Source organism: Pseudomonas sp. PvP089 (assembly GCF_017875165.1).
Lineage (GTDB): Bacteria > Pseudomonadota > Gammaproteobacteria > Pseudomonadales > Pseudomonadaceae > Aquipseudomonas > Aquipseudomonas fortuita.
On sequence record NZ_JAGGME010000001.1, the window covers coordinates 1,196,372 to 1,215,874 of the forward strand.

Consider the following 19,503-nt stretch of genomic DNA (forward strand, 5'->3'; position numbering starts at 1 on the left):
TCCATCCCTACGTGTGGAAGATCCTGCCGATATGTTTGCGCCTTTGTTAAAAAAACTTTTTGGAAGCAAGAACGAGCGTGAAGTGAAACGCATGCTCAAGACGGTGAGTATCGTCAATGCCTTCGAAGAGAAGATGGTGGCCCTCTCCGACGAGCAACTGCGGGGCAAGACCGCAGAGTTCAAGGAGCGCCTGGCCAAAGGCGAGACACTGGACCAATTGCTGCCTGAAGCTTTCGCCGTGGCCCGAGAGGCCGGCAAGCGTGTGATGGGCATGCGCCACTTCGATGTGCAGCTCATCGGTGGCATGACCCTGCACGAGGGCATGATCGCAGAAATGCGCACCGGTGAAGGCAAGACCTTGGTCGGTACCCTGGCCGTGTACCTGAACGCACTGTCCGGCAAGGGCGTGCACGTGGTCACCGTCAACGACTACCTGGCCCGCCGTGACGCCAACTGGATGCGTCCGCTGTACGAGTTCCTCGGCCTGTCGGTCGGTATCGTCTCGGCCTTCCAGCCGCCAGAAGAAAAGCGTGCCGCCTATGCGTCCGACATTACCTACGGCACCAACAACGAATTCGGGTTTGACTACCTGCGCGACAACATGGCGTTCAGCCAGGAAGAGAAGTTCCAGCGTGAGCTGAACTTCGCCGTGATCGACGAAGTCGACTCCATCCTCATCGACGAAGCACGCACCCCGCTGATCATCTCCGGCCAGGCTGAGGACAGCTCCAAGCTGTACATCGAGATCAACCGCCTGATCCCGCGCCTGACCCAGCACATCGAAGAAGTGGAAGGCCAGGTCACCCAGGAAGGCCACTTCACCATCGACGAGAAGAGCCGCCAGGTCGAGCTCAACGAAGCCGGTCACCAGTTCATCGAAGAAATGCTCACCCAGGCCGGCCTGCTGGCCGAGGGCGAGAGCCTGTACTCCGCGCACAACCTGGGCCTGCTGACCCACGTTTACGCTGGCCTGCGCGCGCACAAGCTGTTCCACCGCAACGTCGAGTACATCGTCCAGGACGGCCAGGTCCTGCTGATTGACGAGCACACCGGCCGCACCATGCCGGGCCGTCGCCTGTCCGAGGGCCTGCACCAGGCCATCGAGGCAAAAGAAAACCTGAATATCCAGGCCGAGAGCCAGACCCTGGCTTCGACCACCTTCCAGAACTACTTCCGCCTGTACACCAAGCTGTCCGGCATGACCGGTACCGCCGACACCGAAGCGTTCGAGTTCCAGTCCATCTACGGCCTCAACGTGATGGTGATCCCGCCGAACAAGCCGCTGGCACGTAAAGACTTCAACGACCTGGTGTACCTGACCGCCGACGAGAAATACGCCGCGATCATTGCCGACATCAAGGAAAGCATGACCCAGGGCCGCCCGGTGTTGGTGGGTACTGCGACCATCGAAACCTCCGAGCACATGTCGAACCTGTTGCTCAAGGAAGGTATCGAGCACAAGGTCCTGAACGCCAAGTACCACGAGAAGGAAGCCGAGATCATCGCGCAGGCTGGTGCTCCAGGCGCACTGACCATCGCCACCAACATGGCCGGCCGTGGTACCGACATCCTGTTGGGTGGTAACTGGGAAGCCGAAGTGGCCACCCTGGAAAACCCGACCGCCGAACAGATCGCCCAGATCAAGTCCGACTGGCAGAAGCGTCACCAGCAAGTGATCGAGTCGGGCGGCTTGCACGTGATCGCCTCCGAGCGCCATGAGTCGCGCCGTATCGACAACCAGCTGCGTGGCCGTTCGGGCCGTCAGGGTGACCCGGGCTCCAGCCGCTTCTACCTGTCGCTGGAAGACAGCCTGATGCGCATCTTCGCCTCTGACCGGGTGAAGAACTTCATGAAGGCACTGGGCATGCAGTCGGGCGAGGCCATCGAACACCGCATGGTCACCAACGCGATCGAGAAAGCCCAGCGCAAGGTTGAAGGCCGCAACTTCGACATCCGTAAGCAATTGCTCGAATACGACGACGTGGCCAACGAACAGCGCAAGGTGATCTACCACATGCGCAACAGCCTGCTGGCCGCCGAGAACATCGGCGACACCATCGTCGAATTCCGCAAGGAAGTGCTGGACGCTACCATCAGCCAGCACATCCCGCCGCAGTCGCTGCCAGAGCAGTGGGATGTGGCCGGTCTGGAAGCCTCGCTGGCCAGCGATTTCGCCATGAAACTGCCGATCCAGCAGTGGCTCGACGAGGACGATCACCTCTACGAGGAAACCCTGCGCGAGAAGCTGCTGAACGAGATCACCACTGCCTACACCGAGAAGGAAGACCAGGCCGGTATCGAAGCCCTGCGTACCTTCGAGAAGCAGATCCTGCTGCGCGTGCTGGACGACCTGTGGAAAGACCACCTGTCGACCATGGACCACCTGCGCCACGGTATTCACCTGCGTGGCTATGCGCAGAAGAACCCGAAGCAGGAGTACAAGCGCGAGTCGTTCAGCCTGTTCCAGGAGCTGCTCGAGTCGATCAAGCGCGACACCATCCGCGTGCTGTCGCACGTTCAGGTTCGCCGCGAAGATCCGATCGAGGAGGAAGCACGCCTTCGCCGCGAGGCCGAGGAACTGGCCAGCCGCATGCAGTTCCAGCATGCCCCTGCCCCAGGGTTGGAAAGCGAGCAACTGAGCGAGGAGGGCGCCGAAGTGGCGGTGGCCGCAGCGCCAGTGCGTAACGACCAGAAACTGGGCCGCAACGAGCCGTGCTGGTGTGGTTCGGGCAAGAAGTTCAAGCATTGCCACGGGCAGATCGAGTGATCTGATTCATTGCTGTAACGTGACAAACCGGGGCCGCTTTGCGGCCCATTCGCGGCACAAGGCCGCTCCTGCAGGGACCGCGCCCGACCGGAAGGCTGCGATGCCCTTGTGGGAGCGGCCTTGTGCCGCGAATGGGGCGCGAAGCGGCCCCGCTCTTCCATCATCACTTCACCGTTTTTCTAGGAGCGCTCTAATGGCTGTTGGTCTTGGTCCTTTGCCCACCCTGCACCCGGTACCGGGTTTTGAACTCGGCATCGCTTCTGCCGGCATCAAGCGCCCGGGGCGCAAGGATGTGGTGGTCATGCGCTGTGCCGAAGGCTCCAGCGTGGCTGGTGTGTTTACCCTCAACGCCTTCTGCGCAGCACCGGTGATCCTAGCCAAGCAGCGTGTACAGGGCACCGTGCGCTACCTGCTGACCAACACCGGTAACGCCAACGCAGGCACGGGCGCGCCAGGCTTGGCCGCAGCCGAACGTACCTGCGCCAAGCTGGCCGAGCTGGCTGGCGTGCCGGCCGAGTCTGTACTGCCGTTTTCCACCGGCGTGATCGGCGAGCCACTGCCGGTCGAGAAGATCGAAGGTGCACTGCAGGCTGCCCTCGACAACTTGTCGGAAAACCACTGGGCGGAAGCTGCCACCGGCATCATGACTACCGATACCCTGCCCAAGGGTGCCAGCCGCCAGTTCCAGCACGATGGCGTGACCGTTACCGTCACCGGCATCAGCAAGGGTGCAGGCATGATCCGCCCGAACATGGCCACCATGCTCGGCTACATCGCTACCGACGCCAAGGTTGCCCCGGCGGTACTCAAGAACCTGATGCTGGACGGCGCCAACAAGTCGTTCAACCGCATTACCATCGATGGCGACACCTCGACCAACGATTGCTGCATGTTGATTGCCACCGGCAAGGCCAACCTGCCAGAGGTCACCGAAGCCAGCGGCGCGCTGTTCGAAGCCCTGAAAAAGGCGGTGTTCGAAGTGTGCATGGAAGTGGCCCAGGCCATCGTCCGTGACGGCGAAGGCGCCACCAAGTTCGTGACCGTGCAGGTCAACGGTGGTGGCAACCACCAGGAATGCCTGGATGTCGGCTATGCCGTGGCCCACTCGCCATTGATCAAGACCGCCCTGTTCGCCTCCGACCCGAACTGGGGCCGCATCCTGGCCGCCGTTGGCCGTGCTGGCGTGCCGGAGCTGGATGTAAGCCTGATCGACGTGTACCTGGACAGCGTGTGCATCGCCAGCAAAGGTGGCCGCGACCCGAGCTACACCGAAGCACAGGGTTCGGCAGTGATGGCCCAGGAAGAGATCACCATCCGTATCGAACTGGGCCGCGGCCAGTGCAGCGAAACCATCTGGACCACCGACCTGTCCCACGAGTACGTGAAGATCAACGCTGAATACCGTACTTGATCTACTGATCCGAAGGCCTCTTCGCGGGCAAGCCCGCTCCCACAGGTTTTGCAAGGCCTGTAGGAGCGGTGCGGTCCTTGTAGGAGCGGGCTTGCCCGCGAAAGGCTGCGCAGCAGCCTGCGGGTTTTGCAATACAAACCTGATGGAGCCGAACCATGAGCTATCACCTGATCATCGGCGACAAGCTGTATTCCTCCTGGTCGCTGCGTGGCGCCCTGGCCCTCGAGCTGGCCGGCGTGCCCTACGAAGAAACTGTGATCAAGCTGAACCAGCCTGATACTCGTCAGCGTATCCTTGCATTTTCCTCCACTGGCAAGGTGCCGTTGCTCAAGAGCGAGCACGGTGTGATCGCCGATTCTCTGGCCATCGCCGAATACCTCAACGAACAGCACCCCGACGCTCAACTGTGGCCTGCTGACGCAGCCGCCCGCGCCCAGGCCCGTTCGGCTTGCGCGCAGATGCACAGCGGTTTCTTTGCCCTGCGCGCGGCCATGCCGTTCGACCTGTCGCGTGACCAGGCCCTCGACACTGTGCCGCTGGACGTGCAGGTCGACATCGACCGTATCGTCGCGCTGTGGTCCGAATGCCGCGTGGTGGCCAAGGACAGCGGCCCGTTCCTGTTCGGCAAGCCGACCCTGGCCGACGCCTTCTTCGCCCCGGTGGCCGTGCGCCTGCGCAGCTACCGCGTGGAGGTGCCGGCAGAGGCGGCAGCCTATATCGAAACCATTTATCAGTGGCCAGCCTTCCAGGCGTGGCAGCAGGCCGGCCTGGCGGAGCGTGAAGGGTGAAACGGATACATGTTGTAGCGGCGGTCATTCGAGGTACTGACGGCCGCATTCTGATTGCACGCAGGGCCGATACCCAGCACCAGGGCGGCCTGTGGGAGTTTCCCGGCGGCAAGGTGGAAGAGGGCGAAGGCGTTGAAGCGGCCCTGGCCCGTGAGCTGCGCGAAGAGTTGGGCATCGAGGTGACCCGTTCGCGTGCACTGATCAAGGTCAGCCATGACTACCCGGACAAACAGGTGCTGCTGGACGTGCGCGAGGTCGAAGCGTTCACGGGCGCACCTCATGGCGCAGAAGGGCAGCCGCTGGAGTGGGTGGCCCCGCGGGATCTGTCGCACTATGAATTTCCTGAAGCCAACAAGCCCATCGTTGCTGCGGCGCGGCTGCCGGATCAGTACCTGATTACCCCGGATGGCCTGGAAGTGCCACAGATGCTCAAGGGCATCCAGAAGGCGGTGGCCAACGGTACTCGCCTGATCCAGCTGCGGGCGCCGGACATGTACGACCCCAAGTATCGCGATGTCGCGGTGGATGCAGTCGGGCTGTGTGCAGGCAAGGCACAGCTGATGCTCAAGGGGCCACTGGAGTGGCTGGGTGACTTCCCTGCGGCCGGCTGGCACCTGACGGCCGCGCAACTGCGCAAGTACGCGGCCAAGGGCCGGCCATTTCCCAATGAGCGCTGGCTGGCAGCGTCCTGCCATAGCGCCGAGGAGCTGGCGCTGGCGGAGCAGATGGGCGTGGACTTTGTCACCTTGTCGCCGGTGCAGGCGACCCAGACCCACCCTGAGGCAGTGCCGCTAGGGTGGGATGAGGCGCAGCGGTTGATAGCCGGGTTCAACAAACCGGTCTACCTGCTGGGTGGGGTAGGGCCTGATCAGCGCGAGCAAGCCTGGGAAGCCGGGGCACAGGGTGTTGCCGGGATCCGGGCGTTCTGGCCCGAGAGGTGAGTTGCCTGTAACAGGGGCGGCTGCGCGGCCCATTCGCGGGGCAAGCCCGCTCCCACAGGTAATGCGCCGAACCTCAGGGCAGTGAGATACCTGTGGGAGCGGGCTTGTCCCGCGAATGGGCTGAAAGCAGCCCCAGAAATATCAGCCTTTGGGTTTCTCGGCAGGCTGCCACAAAACCTCATCCACCCCCTGGCGCCGCCCGATGATCCGCGCCGCCACGAACAACAGATCGGAAAGCCGGTTGATATACGCCAACCCAACGCCTTCCAGTGGCTCCACGGCATTCAACTGCTGACAACGTCGCTCTGCACTGCGCGCCAGGCTGCGGCACACATGCGCTTGCGCCACCAGCGCCGAACCACTGGGTAAAATGAAGTTCTTCAACGGCCCCAGCTCTTCGTTCCACACATCGATGGCTGCTTCCAGGCGTTCCACCTCCGCCAGGGTCAATGCCTGGTAGCTCGGCATCGCCAGCTCACCGCCCAGGTCGAACAAGCGGTGCTGACACGGCATCAGTACGGCGCTCACCTCGTCCAGGCCTTGCTCGTCCAGCCCCGCAAGCAGCAAGCCCAACTGGCTGTTCAGGCTGTCCACCTCGCCAATTGCCTCGATCCGCGGGTGGTCTTTGGGCACCCGGCGTCCGTCGCCCAGGCCGGTTTCGCCCGTGTCGCCGGTGCGTGTGTAGATCTTCGACAGGCGGTAGCCCATGTCACTTCTCCGTGTTGGCCGGTGTCGCCGGCTGGCCAAGGGGCAGGCGCAGGGTAAAGCAGGTGCCCTGGCCGGGCGTGGACTGCACTTCCATCTGCCCCTTGTGGTTGTTGGTGATGATGAAATACGAAACCGACAGGCCCAGGCCGGTGCCTTGGCCGATTTCCTTGGTGGTGAAGAACGGCTCGAAGGTGCGTTTGCGCACCGCCTCGGGCATGCCGACGCCATTGTCCTCGACCTGGATTTCCGCCCATGGCGGGTTCAGCCGGGTGCGCAGGGTGATGCGCCCGGGCTCGCTGGGCTGTGGCCGCACGTGGATGGCCTGAGCCGCATTTTTCAGCAGGTTGAGCAGTACCTGTTCCAGTTCGTTGGCGGTGCATGGCACAGGGCCCAACTCCGGGTCGAATTGGCGCACGATGGCCTGGCCCTTGAAGTCGAAGCCGATGGCCAGGTCAAAGTCATTGCCAGCAATTTCCACCGCCTGGTCGATCAGTGCCGGCAGGTCGCACGGCGCCAACTGGCGGTTGCTGCGGCGGCTGAAGCTGAGCATGTGGGTAACGATCTTCGCTGCCCTGGCACCGGCCTGCTGAATGCCATCGAGCAACTGTGGCACCTCACGGCTGTCCAGGTAGCGGTTGACCGTGGCCAGGTCGATGCCCAGCTCTTCGGCCTGCTCCTGGTTGCGCGGCAGCTCGGACGACAGGCGCCGGCGAATGTTTTGCACGTTGTGCAGGATGGCGCCCAGCGGGTTGTTGATCTCGTGGGCCATGCCCGCCGCCAGTCCACCGACCGAGAGCATCTTTTCGGATTGCACCATCATCTCTTCCAGCGACAGGCGCTGGGTAATGTCATCGATACGGATCACCACGCCGCGCCCACCGCCGCCGGTCAGGGGGTAGAAGGTCAAAGCGTAGTGGCGCAGGTCATCGCCTTTGGGCCAGGTGACCCGCTCGATTTTCGCGACGCGGTGCTTTTCCACGGTTTCCTTCAACTGTGGCAAGAACGGCTTGAGCGGCTCGAAGGCAATGAATACTGGCTGGTTCAGCGCTTCGTCCAGTGGCGTACCGGAAAGCACCGTGGCTTCGTGGTTCCACTGGGTCACGTAGAGCTGTTCGTCGAGGGCGATCAGCGCCGAGGGCATCGAGTCGATGATGCTGTTGAGGTAGTTCTGGAAGCCTGTGAGTTTTTTCTCGATCTTGCTGCGCACCTGCACTTCCAACTCAAGTTTGCGGTTGGTATGGCGGGTTTCCTCGGCCAGGCCCTGGGCCTGGTCGTAGGCGCTCTGGAATTCGTCTCGTGCGCGTTTTAGCTGCTGCTCGCGGCCTTCGATGCGCGAGAGCATGGTGTTGAAGGCTTCGGCCAGGCTGCCGATTTCGTCGTCGTTGCCGCGCTTGGCCCGCAAGGCGTAGCTCTCTTCGCGGGTGACCTGGCGGCTGAGCTCTTCGAGCTGGTTGATCGGCTGGGTGATCAGGCGTTTTATCTGCCGGGCGACCACAATCCACAGCAGGATGCTGAACACCAGTATGCCCAGGCTGGCGCTCAGTGTGCCGGTGTAGAACGCCATGGGCAGCTCGCTGCTGGCCACCAGCAGCAGGTGTGCAGGCGGGTTGGCGTCGCGCGGTATGCGGATCAGCTGGGTGCTGCGAAACTCCATCAGGCGCCAGCCGTCTATGTTGCGAAAACGCTTGGGCAGGGCCAGCGGCTCGCCATGCTGCAGCTGTGCCAGCATACGCCCGTCGCCGCCGTAGACAGCGGCGGCGCGTAGCGGCGTGTAGCTGTCCAGTTCCTTGAGCAGGGCACTGGCGGTTTCCGGGGTGTCGCCAGCGCGGGCCGCCAGCTGCGGGTTGGCCACCAGCCGGCCGATGGTCTGCAGTGCCTGCGGCGCCATGCTTTCCTGGGTGATCCAGTAGGCGGCGCTAATGAAGGTGAGGTTGGCCACCAGCAGGATGGTCACCAGCAATACCAGCAGGGCCGCCAGCAGCTTCTGCCCGACCGGGAGGTTTTCCAGGCGTTGGCGCAAGGTCATGGGCTAGGCAATGTCCGTATCCGGTTGAAAGGGGCGCGTCAGTCGCAGGGCAAGCCACGCATGCGCAAGTTATCGACCAGGCGCTGCAGCAAGTGTTCAAGCTGTGGCAGTTGCAGGCCGTGGCGCCCGGCCGCCCGACAGGCATGGCCGAGCAGGTAGTGCACCTCGGTGCGTCGGCCCGCGCGCACATCCTGATACATGGAAGAGTAGTTGGCTGCGGTGGCAAGGATCACCCGCTGCACTTCTTCGCTGAGCTCATCTGCCGCTTGCGGCTGGCCGCAGCGCCGCAGCAACTGGACCAGTTCGGCGCACAGCGCATCGACTTCAGCCAGGTGCCCAAGCAACCCGCCGTTCTGGCATTCGTGTAGCACGGTCAGCGGGTTGATGGCGCAGTTGAGCGCCAGCTTGCGCCACAGGCGGGTGAGGATATCGACCGTCCACTCGGCGGGTATGCCGGCTTGGTGCAGGTCATCGAACCAGGCGGGTTTTGTCGGGTTGCGTGGGTCGCCCAGCCAGTTGAAACCGTGGCCGGCAAAGCGCACCTGCCAGTCCCCCTCGCGAAAGGCCCCTTCAGTGCTGGAGGCGAAGATGCAGCGTGCGTGGGGCACCAGGTCGGCCACTTCGTCCTGGCTGCCCAGGCCGTTTTGCAGCAACAGTACTTCGGCCCCCTCGGCCAGACGCGCTGCCACACTGGCGATCGCCGGGGCTGCGTCGTAGGCCTTGCAGGCCACCAGCAGGGGGTGGATGGGGCCCTGTGCCTGCGCGGTTTCGGCAGGGATGGCGTAGTGCTGGGAGTGGTCCTGTTCGACCAGTGTCAGGCCGCCAGCCTGCTGATAAGCCTGCAGCCGTTGCCCGTCACGCAGGATCAGGCGCACTGCCTTGCCTGTGCGCGCCAGGCGGCAGGCCCATAGGCTGCCCAGGCTACCGGCGCCGAGAATATGCCAGGTGCTGCTCATATGCGTTTCGCAACCCGTTATAATGAGTCCGCATTTTAACCGTCAAACCCAGCGCGCTCCATCTTCAGCCTGAGCGCGCTTTTATTTTGGGAGAACAACCATGCCTTCGTTCGACGTGGTATCGGAACTGGACAAGCACGAAGTGCAGAACGCCGTTGATAACGCCATCAAGGAACTTGATCGCCGTTACGACCTGAAAGGCAAGGGCACCTTTGAGTTCAAGGACAAAGATCAGACCGTGATGCTCACCGCCGAGGAAGAATTCCAGCTCGAAGCGATGCTGGAAATCCTGCGCCTTGCATTGGTCAAGCGCAAGATCGACGTGAAGTGCCTGGAAACCAAGGACCCGTACCCTTCCGGCAAGGAAAAGAAGCAGGAAGCCAAATTCCGCGAAGGCATCGACAAAGACCTGGCGAAGAAGATCGTTGCCACCATCAAGGATGGCAAGCTGAAAGTGCAAGCCGCCATCCAGGGTGAGCAGGTGCGGGTCACCGGCAAGAAGCGTGACGACCTGCAGGAAGCCATTGCGCTGCTGCGCACCAAGGAATTCGACATGCCGCTGCAGTTCAACAACTTCCGCGATTGATGCGGTTGCGGGCCGGAACCCCGATGGCGCAATGATGTCCATGGGGGCCGGGGCTGTGTGAATGCGCGCAGCCTGTTCTACCGTGTACTTGCCGCTCGGCATCAGGAGATGAATATGGATTTGAACGCTGAAGTCGATCAGCTCGTCCGCCAATCCCAGACCTGGATCCCCTTGATCATGGAGTACGGCAGCCGTGTGCTGCTGGCACTGCTGACCCTGGCGGTGGGCTGGTGGATCATCAACAAAGTCAGCGCACGCCTCGGCAAGCTGGTGGGCTTGCGCAACGCCGACCTGGCGCTGCAGGGTTTCATCAGCACCCTGGCGAACATCGTGCTGAAGGTGCTGCTGTTGGTCAGCGTGGCCTCGATGATTGGCATCGAGACCACCTCGTTCGTGGCCGCTATCGGTGCTGCGGGCCTGGCTATCGGCCTGGCCTTGCAGGGCAGCCTGGCGAACTTTGCCGGTGGTGTGCTGATCCTGATGTTCCGCCCCTTCCGCATCGGTGACTGGATCGAGGCGCAGGGCGTTGCCGGGACAGTCGACAGCATCCAGATCTTCCACACCGTGTTGCGTACCGGTGACAACAAGACTGTGATCATGCCTAACGGCAGCCTGTCCAACGGCATCATTACCAACACCAACCGCCAGCCTACCCGCAAGGTGGTATTCGATGTGGGTGTGGACTACGAGGCCGATCTGCAGAAGGCCCGCAACGTGCTGCTGGAGCTGGCAAAGGACCCGCGTGTTCTGCCCGACCCGGCACCGCAGGCAGTAGTGGCGACGCTGGGCGACAGCTCGATTACCGTCTCGCTGCGCTTGTGGACCAAGACGTCCGATTACTGGGACGTGATGTTCATGCTCAACGAGCAGGCGCGTGACCGCCTGAAAGCCGAGGGGATCGACATTCCGTTTCCGCAGCGGGTGATTCGTGTGGTGCAGGAAACGGCCACGCAGTAGTACCGCGTTGTCATCAAAGGGGCCGCTGCGTGCCCCTTTCGCGGGCTTGCCCGCTCTCACAGGGATTGCTTGACCTCTGTGGAAGCGGGCAAGCCCCGAAGCGGCCCCGGTTTTACACTTGTTCACAGCAATTGCTCGACTTTTCTGGCATATACCCTGGCCCCACCTGCCACACCCGATATGCCATCATGAAACCACTGCTGTACATCACCCCGCTGCGCGCCTTGTTGTTCGGCCTGACCCTGGCCTTGTTCGAGCTGCTGACTTATTTGGCCAGCGACGCCGTCATGCCGGCCATGCCGGTGGTGGTGGGCGACCTGAACGCCAGCCCCGACTACATCCCCCATGCCCTGAACCTCTATCTGTTGGGGGGCGTGGTGCTGCAATGGCTGATCGGTCCACTGGCCGACCGTTATGGCCGGCGTCCGCTGCTTCTGGTTGGCTGCGCGTTTTTCGGCCTGGCCTGTCTGGCCACCTTCTGGGTTCACGACATTGGCCTATTCAACTTGCTGCGCCTGTTGCAGGGCATCGGCCTCGGCTTTGTCGTCACAGTCAGCTACCCGGCCCTGAACGAAGCCTTCAGCGAGGCTGACGCTGTGCGCATGATGGCCTTGCTGGCCAACATCGCCTTGCTGTCACCCCTGCTTGGGCCATTGGTGGGAACCCTGCTGCTGCAGTGGCTGGACTGGCGCTGGCTGTTCGTGGCCTTTGCCATTGGCGCGGTGCTGGTGTGGGGGCTGTTGTACCGCCTGATGCCGGAGACTCTCGGTGTGGAACGCCGCGACGGCTCGCGCCTGGCGTTCACGCCGATTCACCTGCTGCCACTGCTGGCGGGCTACGGTCAGTTGCTGACGAACCGGCGCTTTGTCGCTGGCAGCGCTGCGTTGGGCCTGGTCGGTTTGCCGCTGATTGGCTGGATCGGCCTGTCGCCGGTGCTGCTCATCCACGATGAGGGGCTGAGCACGATGGAATATGCGTTGTGGCAGCTGCCGGTGTTTGGCGGGCTGATCCTCGGTAACCTGATCATCAACCGCATCGCCGATCGCTACCCACTCCCGGCCCTGGTGCGTGGCGCGCTATGGCCTTACCTGGCCGGCTTGTGCCTGATGGTGCTGGCGACCTGGTACTGGCCGAGCGTTACCAGTGTGGTGGCGGGCATGTCGCTGTACGCGCTGGGGCTGGGTGTGGCCAACGCTGTGCTGTACCGCATGACATTGTTCTCCAGCGAACAGAGCAAAGGCCTGGTCTCGGCCATGCTGGGGATGATCACCATTGCCCTGCTGGGGTTGGGCGGTGCGGTGCTGGCGATGATCGGCGCCGGGGCCAGCTTGTTGCACTTTGCCATGGCGGCGGGTGTGGCGGGGGCATTGGCGTTGTGGCCGCTGTGCTTTGTCGTCGGTGGGCGGCCTGGGGAAGGGGCTGTTGCTCAGTAAATTCAGTTGGCTGTACCGGCCCTTTCGCGGGTAAACCCGCTCCCACAGGTACGGCACCGTCTTTGAGCGCTGTGCAGTACCTGTGGGAGCGGGTTTACCCGCGAAAGGGCCGGTACAGGGATAGAGTTCTTTCAGGGCCGCTCAGCGGCTGAACCTTCCTCTGCCACCGGCTTGCCTCGCCCGGCTTCCTGGCGCCACTGCAGGGCGATCAGAATCAGCGTAGGCACACCCAGCAATGCGGTGATCAGGAAGAAGTCGTGGTAGCCGAACTTCTCCACCATAACCCCTGAATACCCGCCGATCAGCCGCGGCAACAGCAGCATGATCGAGCTGAGCAGCGCGTACTGCGTCGCCGAGAACTTCAGGTTGGTCAGGCTCGACAGGTAGGCAACAAAGGCCGAGGTGGCCATGCCGGAGCTGAAGTTGTCCAGCGAGATGGTCACCACCAGCATTTCCAGGTTCGGCCCCATGTCGGCCAGCATCAGGAACAGGATGTTGGTGCCGGCCGAGGCTATACCGCCGATGAACAGGATCGGCATGATGCCAAAACGCACGATCAGCAGGCCGCCAACCCCGGCGCCGACCAAGGTCATGATCAGGCCGAAGATCTTGCTGACACTGGCGATCTGGTCCTTGGTGAAGCCCATGTCGATGTAGAACACGTTGGCCATCACGCCCATCACGGTATCCGACATGCGATACGTGGCGATCAGACCAAGCAGCAGCAGGGCCTGCCAGCGATAGCGGGTGATGAAGTCGTTGACCGGGGTCAGCACCGGCGCCAGGCCCCGGCGGCCCAGGCTGGACAGGCACGCCCAGCTCAGCAGCACATAGAGGATCAGGCGCAGGAAAGCGCGGTCTTCCAGCAACAGGTCGAGCGGCGTGGCATCACCGGAAATGACGCTGGACCAGCCGGTATTGAACATCTGGGTAAAGCTGGCGGGTACCGACACCAGCAGGATGATCAGTACGAACACCGACGCCAGCTGGTGCATCAGCCCATAGCGCGCTGCCGACAATTGGGTACGCATGGGCACTGGCGGCTCGCGCATGACCAGCGTGGTGAACAGGGCGGGCAGCATCATCACCCCGAACATCACATACGTGCCGGCCCAGGCCTTGTGCAAATAGCTGAAACCCGTGGAGCCGAACCATTCGGCGAAGAACAGTGCGCCTGCCGTGGCGAGCAATGCGGCCACCCGGTAACCGGCCATGTAGCTGGCGGCGAGTGCGGCCTGGCGTTGGTCGTCGGCGATTTCCAGGCGATAGGCGTCGACGGCGATATCTTGTGTGGCAGAGGCGAACGCTACCAGCACCGCCATGGCAATCAACCACGACAGGTGTTGTTGCGGGTCGCACAGGCTCATGCCAACCAGCCCGACCACCACCAGCGCTTGCGACAGCAGCAACCACGAGCGCCGGCGCCCCAGGCCGCCGAGTAGCGGCAGGCGCCATTGGTCCAGCAGCGGCGACCACACCCATTTGAAGGCGTAGGCCAAGCCGATCAGGCTGGCGTAACCAATGGTTTCGCGGGCAACGCCGGCTTCACGCAACCACACGGACAGGGTCGAGAACACCAGCATGTAGGGCAGGCCGGCGGCGAAACCGAGCAGCAAAAGTACCAAGGTTGACGGGCTGGCATAGGCAGCAAGCGCAGCGCGCCAGGTTTTACGGGGCATGGGCCAACATCTGCCTCAAGTTTACGAAAACAAAGCGCGCACTCTAACCGCTGTGCTCCATTGGGCGCCAGCCATGGCGCGACATATCCACACGATTGTTGGCTACATTCACACCCTCTGCGCGTAATCGCGCCCGCTGTTCATCCCCTGATGGCGTACCCAATGCCAGGCTCAGCCGGCCACCTGCGCCGAGTACCCGGTGCCAGGGCAGCCGGGTGTCTGCCGGCAGCTGCCCAAGGGTGCGCCCGACCCAACGTGCCGCGCGGCCAAGCCCCGCCAGCTCGGCCAGTTGGCCGTAGCTCACCACCTTGCCGGGCGGCACTTGGCCGAGTACCGAGTACAACACCGTTCGTCGGCCCTCGGCACTCCCCAGTGCGTGCTCATATCCATCAGACATCACGCCCCCCTTGGGCTGCAGATGAAACTGGACCGGTGGTCCGGCAAATGAGAGTTGAACTCAACGCCATGTGCTCGGTCTGTCCTTGCTCTGGCCGTCGGTATCTGGATAATGCCCGGCTTTTTTGTCAAATCGAACCCATAGCCCGCTTATGTATTCTAGATCGTTGTTGTGCCTGCTAGCTGCCTCCTTGTGCGCCTCTCCGGTGTTGGCCGACACCGTATGGATGAAGAACGGTGACCGGCTCAGTGGCAAGATCAAAGTCTTCGACGGCGGCAAGCTGCTGCTGGAAACCCCATACGGTGGGTCCATTGCGCTGGACTGGAAACAAGTCCAGACCTTGGAAAGCGACCAGGAAATGCTGGTCAAGCAAGACGCCTACACCGGTGAAAAAGCCAAGTCGCTGAAAGCCGCAGAGCCCGGCAAGGTGACCTTGGCCAACGGCGAGGCGCCGAAGACTGTGGAACTGGCCAGCATCGAGCAGATCATGAAGCCCAAACCGCTGGTCGAGGACTTCGTGTGGAAAGGCAACGTCGATGTGGCGCTAGACTACAAGCGCGCCGAGAACGACACCGACGATTACGACGTAGGCTTCAAGACCACCGCTCGCCATGGCCGCTGGCGGCACAATGCCGAAGGCGAATACAACCGCGAGACCAAGGACGACGTCACCACTACCGACAACTGGAGCGCCGAGTACGCACTGGACCGTTTCATTACCGAGAAGTGGTTCTGGCAGGGGCGTGCGGAATACAAGCGTGACCGCATCGAAGACCTGGCCCGTCAGCGCACTGTCGGTACCGGCCCGGGTTACCAGTTCTGGGACGATGAACTGGGGGCGTTCTCGCTGGGTTCACTGATCAACCGCACCGACTTCGAGTACCAGGACGGCGGCAAGGACAACTTCTATTCCGCAGCGGTAAAGTGGGACTACACCCGCTACCTGATCGGCAAGAACGTGCAGCTGTTTACCAACGGCGAGTTCGCCAAGCCGCTGGGTGGCGTGGCCGACTACTCGCTGGATGCCGAAGTTGGCCTGCGCTACAAGGTCACCGAGTGGGCCTCGCTCAACCTCAAGGCTGAAAAGGACATTATCACCGGCACGCGTGAAAGTGACCTGGACAAGACCCGCTATACCGCTGGCTTCGGCGTTACCTGGTAAATCGCCGGGGGCTGCACAGCAGCCCCATTGGCAGCATTGGGTGATAATGCTTATCTTGTCCCCCTCCCAGTCCGCCAGGAGCTGCCCTCAAGTGAGTACCAACGCCATCCGCCCAGCCCGGGAACTGCTGCTCAAGGAGTACCGCGGCGTGCTCTCGACCCATTCCAAGTCAATGCCGGGCTACCCGTTCGGCTCGGTCGTGCCGTATTGCCTTGACGCCGACGGTAACCCGTTGATCCTGATCAGCCGCATCGCCCAGCACACCCACAACCTGCAGAAAGACCCCAAGTGCTCGCTGCTGGTGGGTGAGCGCGAGGCCGAGGATGTGCAGGCAGTAGGGCGCCTGACCGTGATGGCCGAGGCGCACAAGCTGGTCGACGAGGCCACTGTGGAAGCGGCTGCCGAGCGCTACTACCGCTATTTCCCGGACGCGGCCAACTACCACAAGGCCCACGACTTCGACTTCTGGGTATTGCAGCCCGTGCGTCACCGCTACATTGGCGGCTTTGGCGCGATCCACTGGCTCGACCAGGTGACCTTGCCCAACCCGTTCGCCGGCAAAGCCGAGGCGAGCATGGTCGAGCACATGAACAGCGATCATGCCAACGCCATCGCCCACTATGTAGCGCTGACCGACCTGCCACAGCATGTGCCGGCGCAGATGGCCGGGGTGGACAGCGAGGGCATGCACCTGCGCATTGGCCAGGCGGTGCACTGGTTGCCTTTTCCCAGTATTTGCAATACGCCGACACAAGTCCGCGAAGCCCTTGTTTTGCTGGCGCGCGCTGACCAGTGGCCCACTGCGGCGCAGGTCGAGGGTTGAAAAACCGAGCATCTGCATCCATCTGTAGGTCTTACAGGAAGGTTGTCTTCCAACGAGGATTGCTTTGATGCGTGCTTTTCTACTGTTGTTTCTGCTGTTTCCCGTGCTGGAGCTGTTCGTCTTCGTGAAGGTCAGTGCCGCGATCGGGTTCTTCCCGGCGCTGCTGCTGATCATCGCCGGCTCCGCCTTGGGCGTGCTGGTGATGCGGGTGGCCGGGCTGGCCACCGCATTGCGTGCCCGTGAGAGCCTGCAGCGCGGTGAACTGCCCGCCGAAGACATGTTCCAGGGCATGATGTTGGCCGTTGGTGGCGGCCTGCTGCTGTTGCCAGGCTTCATCAGCGACGTGCTCGGCCTGCTGTGCCTCCTGCCGTTCACCCGTCATCTGGCTGCGCGCAAGATGCGCGAGCGTGCCGAGGCCCAGGCCATGCGCCAGCGAGCGTTCCAGGACGACCCGTTCCAGGCGCAGCCGCGTGAGGGCGGCCATCGCCCGAACGTGATCGAAGGCGAGTACGAGCGCCGCGACAAGTAGAACGCACCGGGGCCGCAAAAGCGGCCCCGGTCTTTTTCGGCCTGATGAAAAATTTTGTGTACCTAGCCTTGTAATTGATTATGGCGGCCTCATGTATGTGGTCACCGCAAGGTTTCTGGTGGCAACACCAGACATTACACAAGTGGTTCGCCCAACGCGGGCCACTTCCCGGCAACGCCGGACAGCATCAACCCGCCGGTGTCGATACCGGCCGATGAAAACCACAATTTGGGAGAGATCGACAATGAAGCTTCGTCCTCTGCATGACCGCGTAGTCATCCGTCGCAGCGAAGAAGAATCGAAAACCGCTGGCGGTATCGTCCTGCCGGGTTCGGCCGCTGAAAAACCAAACCGCGGCGAAGTTGTAGCCGTCGGCACCGGTCGCATCCTGGACAACGGCGAAGTTCGCGCGCTGGCCGTGAAAGTGGGTGACAAAGTGGTCTTCGGCCCTTACTCGGGCAGCAACACCGTGAAAGTCGATGGCGAAGACCTGCTGGTCATGGCCGAGAACGAAATCCTCGCCGTTGTCGAAGGCTGATTTCCCCGACTTCCCGTTACTCCAAAGAATTTCAAGGATTAAACGATCATGGCTGCTAAAGACGTAAAGTTTGGCGATTCCGCTCGTAAGAAAATGCTGGTTGGTGTCAACGTACTGGCTGACGCTGTAAAAGCGACCCTGGGCCCGAAAGGCCGTAACGTGGTACTGGCCAAGAGCTTCGGCGCGCCAACCATCACCAAGGACGGCGTTTCCGTCGCCAAAGAAATCGAGCTGAAAGACGCCTTCGAAAACATGGGCGCCCAGCTGGTCAAGGAAGTTGCTTCCAAGGCCAACGACGCTGCCGGTGACGGCACCACCACCGCTACCGTTCTGGCTCAGGCCATCGTCAACGAAGGCCTGAAAGCCGTCGCTGCCGGCATGAACCCGATGGACCTGAAGCGCGGCATCGACAAGGCGACCGCCGCCGTTGTTGCCGAGCTGAAAAACCTGTCCAAGCCATGCGCCGATTCCAAGGCCATTGCTCAGGTAGGCACCATCTCCGCCAACTCTGACGACTCCATCGGCAACATCATTGCCGAAGCCATGGAAAAAGTCGGTAAAGAAGGCGTGATCACCGTTGAAGAAGGCTCGGGCCTGGATAACGAACTGTCTGTTGTAGAAGGCATGCAGTTCGACCGCGGCTACCTGTCGCCGTACTTCGTCAACAAGCCGGACACCATGGTTGCCGAGCTGGAAGGCCCACTGCTGCTGCTGGTCGACAAGAAGATCTCCAACATCCGTGAGCTGCTGCCAGTTCTGGAAGCCGTTGCCAAGGCCGGCCGCCCTCTGCTGATCGTTGCCGAGGACGTTGAAGGTGAAGCGCTGGCTACCCTGGTAGTCAACAACATGCGCGGCATCGTCAAGGTTGCTGCTGTCAAGGCTCCGGGCTTCGGCGACCGTCGCAAGGCCATGCTGCAGGACATCGCTGTCCTGACCGGCGGCCAGGTCATCTCCGAAGAAATCGGCCTGTCCCTGGAAACCGCTACCCTGGAGCACCTGGGTAACGCCAAGCGCGTCATCCTGTCCAAGGAAAACACCACCATCATCGACGGCGCTGGCGTTGAAGATGACATCCAGGCACGCGTCAAGCAGATCCGTGCCCAGATCGAAGAGACTTCCTCGGACTACGACCGTGAGAAGCTGCAAGAGCGTCTGGCCAAGCTGGCTGGCGGTGTTGCCGTGATCAAGGTCGGTGCCGGCACCGAAGTTGAAATGAAAGAGAAGAAAGCCCGCGTTGAAGACGCCCTGCACGCTACCCGTGCAGCCGTTGAAGAAGGCGTAGTGCCTGGCGGTGGTGTTGCCCTGGTTCGCGCCCTGAACGCAATCGTTGACCTGAAAGGCGACAACGAAGACCAGAACGTCGGTATCGCCCTGCTGCGTCGCGCTGTTGAAGCGCCGCTGCGCCAGATCACTGCCAACGCCGGCGACGAGCCAAGCGTTGTCGCTGACAAGGTCAAGCAAGGTTCCGGCAACTACGGTTACAACGCTGCTACCGGCGAATACGGCGACATGATCGAGATGGGTATCCTGGACCCAGCAAAGGTCACCCGTTCGGCCCTGCAAGCTGCTGCTTCGATCGGCGGTCTGATGATCACCACCGAAGCCATGATTGCTGACGCTCCGAGCGAAGCCCCAGCTGGCGGCGGCATGCCAGATATGGGCGGCATGGGTGGCATGGGCGGCATGATGTAAGCCAGCCTTACCCCCTGCACCATTAAAAAGCCCCGGTTCGTGAGAACCGGGGCTTTTCATTTTCCTGTGAGGGCCTCTTCGCAGCACAAGGCTGCTCCTACAGGTATCGC

At 62.1% G+C, this 19,503-nt stretch carries 17 protein-coding genes; 12 read left to right on the forward strand and 5 right to left on the reverse strand.

What is annotated here, in order from left to right; all coding sequences use genetic code 11:
* Nucleotides 1-31: 31 nt before the first annotated feature.
* From secA to J3A71_RS05525, 4 genes are all read left to right on the forward strand, one after another.
* A complete protein-coding gene (gene secA, locus J3A71_RS05510; protein ID WP_016488953.1) occupies nucleotides 32-2,767 on the forward strand; it encodes a preprotein translocase subunit SecA in 2,736 nt (911 codons plus the stop codon).
* Between the two features lie 193 nt (nucleotides 2,768-2,960).
* Entirely contained in the window at nucleotides 2,961-4,178 is a 1,218-nt protein-coding gene (gene argJ / locus J3A71_RS05515) for a bifunctional glutamate N-acetyltransferase/amino-acid acetyltransferase ArgJ (protein WP_096426724.1), read from the forward strand.
* Nucleotides 4,179-4,333: 155 nt separating this feature from the next.
* Nucleotides 4,334-4,966 carry a glutathione S-transferase family protein gene (locus J3A71_RS05520; protein WP_209952699.1) on the forward strand — a complete coding sequence of 211 codons (633 nt, stop codon included), beginning with the start codon at nucleotides 4,334-4,336 and terminating at the stop codon, nucleotides 4,964-4,966.
* Nucleotides 4,963-5,907 (forward strand): Nudix family hydrolase, encoded by a 945-nt coding sequence (locus J3A71_RS05525; protein WP_016488950.1) that lies wholly within the window; start codon nucleotides 4,963-4,965, stop codon nucleotides 5,905-5,907. Before J3A71_RS05520 ends, J3A71_RS05525 begins: the two co-directional genes overlap by 4 nt.
* Before the next feature lie 141 nt (nucleotides 5,908-6,048).
* On the opposite strand, the gene J3A71_RS05530 is transcribed toward J3A71_RS05525, so the two are convergent.
* Genes J3A71_RS05530 through J3A71_RS05540 form a run of 3 tightly spaced genes read right to left on the reverse strand, consistent with a single transcriptional unit; the run spans nucleotide 6,049 to nucleotide 9,597 of the window.
* On the reverse strand, nucleotides 6,049-6,615 hold the full coding sequence (locus J3A71_RS05530) for a cob(I)yrinic acid a,c-diamide adenosyltransferase (protein WP_016488949.1): 567 nt from the start codon (nucleotides 6,613-6,615) through the stop codon (nucleotides 6,049-6,051).
* Between the two features lies 1 nt (nucleotide 6,616).
* Complete coding sequence (locus J3A71_RS05535) at nucleotides 6,617-8,641, reverse strand: ATP-binding protein (RefSeq protein ID WP_016488948.1); 2,025 nt, start codon at nucleotides 8,639-8,641, stop codon at nucleotides 6,617-6,619.
* Nucleotides 8,642-8,679: 38 nt separating this feature from the next.
* A complete protein-coding gene (locus tag J3A71_RS05540; RefSeq protein ID WP_209952700.1) occupies nucleotides 8,680-9,597 on the reverse strand; it encodes a putative 2-dehydropantoate 2-reductase in 918 nt (305 codons plus the stop codon).
* A 100-nt stretch (nucleotides 9,598-9,697) separates the two neighbouring features.
* Here J3A71_RS05540 and J3A71_RS05545 point away from each other — a divergent pair, with 100 nt between their 5' ends.
* The 3 genes from J3A71_RS05545 (at nucleotide 9,698) to J3A71_RS05555 (ending at nucleotide 12,573) form a co-directional block, all read left to right on the forward strand.
* Nucleotides 9,698-10,183 carry a YajQ family cyclic di-GMP-binding protein gene (locus tag J3A71_RS05545; protein WP_016488946.1) on the forward strand — a complete coding sequence of 162 codons (486 nt, stop codon included), beginning with the start codon at nucleotides 9,698-9,700 and terminating at the stop codon, nucleotides 10,181-10,183.
* A gap of 114 nt (nucleotides 10,184-10,297) precedes the next feature.
* Nucleotides 10,298-11,140 carry a mechanosensitive ion channel family protein gene (locus J3A71_RS05550; RefSeq protein ID WP_016488945.1) on the forward strand — a complete coding sequence of 281 codons (843 nt, stop codon included), beginning with the start codon at nucleotides 10,298-10,300 and terminating at the stop codon, nucleotides 11,138-11,140.
* Between the two features lie 188 nt (nucleotides 11,141-11,328).
* Nucleotides 11,329-12,573, forward strand: a complete 1,245-nt coding sequence (locus tag J3A71_RS05555) for an MFS transporter (protein WP_096426722.1) — start codon at nucleotides 11,329-11,331, stop codon at nucleotides 12,571-12,573.
* Between the two features lie 131 nt (nucleotides 12,574-12,704).
* Here the strand turns inward: J3A71_RS05555 and J3A71_RS05560 are convergent, their stop codons facing one another.
* Together J3A71_RS05560 and J3A71_RS05565 are read right to left on the reverse strand one after the other, a co-directional pair.
* Entirely contained in the window at nucleotides 12,705-14,252 is a 1,548-nt protein-coding gene (locus J3A71_RS05560; RefSeq protein ID WP_016488943.1) for an AmpG family muropeptide MFS transporter, read from the reverse strand.
* Between the two features lie 43 nt (nucleotides 14,253-14,295).
* Nucleotides 14,296-14,649, reverse strand: a complete 354-nt coding sequence (locus J3A71_RS05565; RefSeq protein ID WP_016488942.1) for an MGMT family protein — start codon at nucleotides 14,647-14,649, stop codon at nucleotides 14,296-14,298.
* A 151-nt stretch (nucleotides 14,650-14,800) separates the two neighbouring features.
* Here J3A71_RS05565 and J3A71_RS05570 point away from each other — a divergent pair, with 151 nt between their 5' ends.
* The 5 genes from J3A71_RS05570 to groL all read left to right on the forward strand — a co-directional run bounded on the left by J3A71_RS05570 (nucleotide 14,801) and on the right by groL (nucleotide 19,393).
* A complete protein-coding gene (locus J3A71_RS05570) occupies nucleotides 14,801-15,811 on the forward strand; it encodes a DUF481 domain-containing protein (RefSeq protein ID WP_016488941.1) in 1,011 nt (336 codons plus the stop codon).
* Nucleotides 15,812-15,902: 91 nt separating this feature from the next.
* Nucleotides 15,903-16,634, forward strand: coding sequence for a HugZ family protein (locus tag J3A71_RS05575; RefSeq protein WP_023047346.1), 732 nt, complete (start codon nucleotides 15,903-15,905; stop codon nucleotides 16,632-16,634).
* Between the two features lie 67 nt (nucleotides 16,635-16,701).
* Nucleotides 16,702-17,163 carry an FxsA family protein gene (locus J3A71_RS05580; RefSeq protein ID WP_096426721.1) on the forward strand — a complete coding sequence of 154 codons (462 nt, stop codon included), beginning with the start codon at nucleotides 16,702-16,704 and terminating at the stop codon, nucleotides 17,161-17,163.
* A gap of 244 nt (nucleotides 17,164-17,407) precedes the next feature.
* Nucleotides 17,408-17,701: a co-chaperone GroES gene (locus tag J3A71_RS05585; protein WP_016488938.1), complete on the forward strand. Its 294-nt coding sequence runs from the start codon at nucleotides 17,408-17,410 to the stop codon at nucleotides 17,699-17,701.
* A gap of 48 nt (nucleotides 17,702-17,749) precedes the next feature.
* Nucleotides 17,750-19,393 (forward strand): chaperonin GroEL, encoded by a 1,644-nt coding sequence (gene groL / locus J3A71_RS05590; protein ID WP_016488937.1) that lies wholly within the window; start codon nucleotides 17,750-17,752, stop codon nucleotides 19,391-19,393.
* The last annotated feature ends 110 nt before the right edge of the window (nucleotides 19,394-19,503 follow it).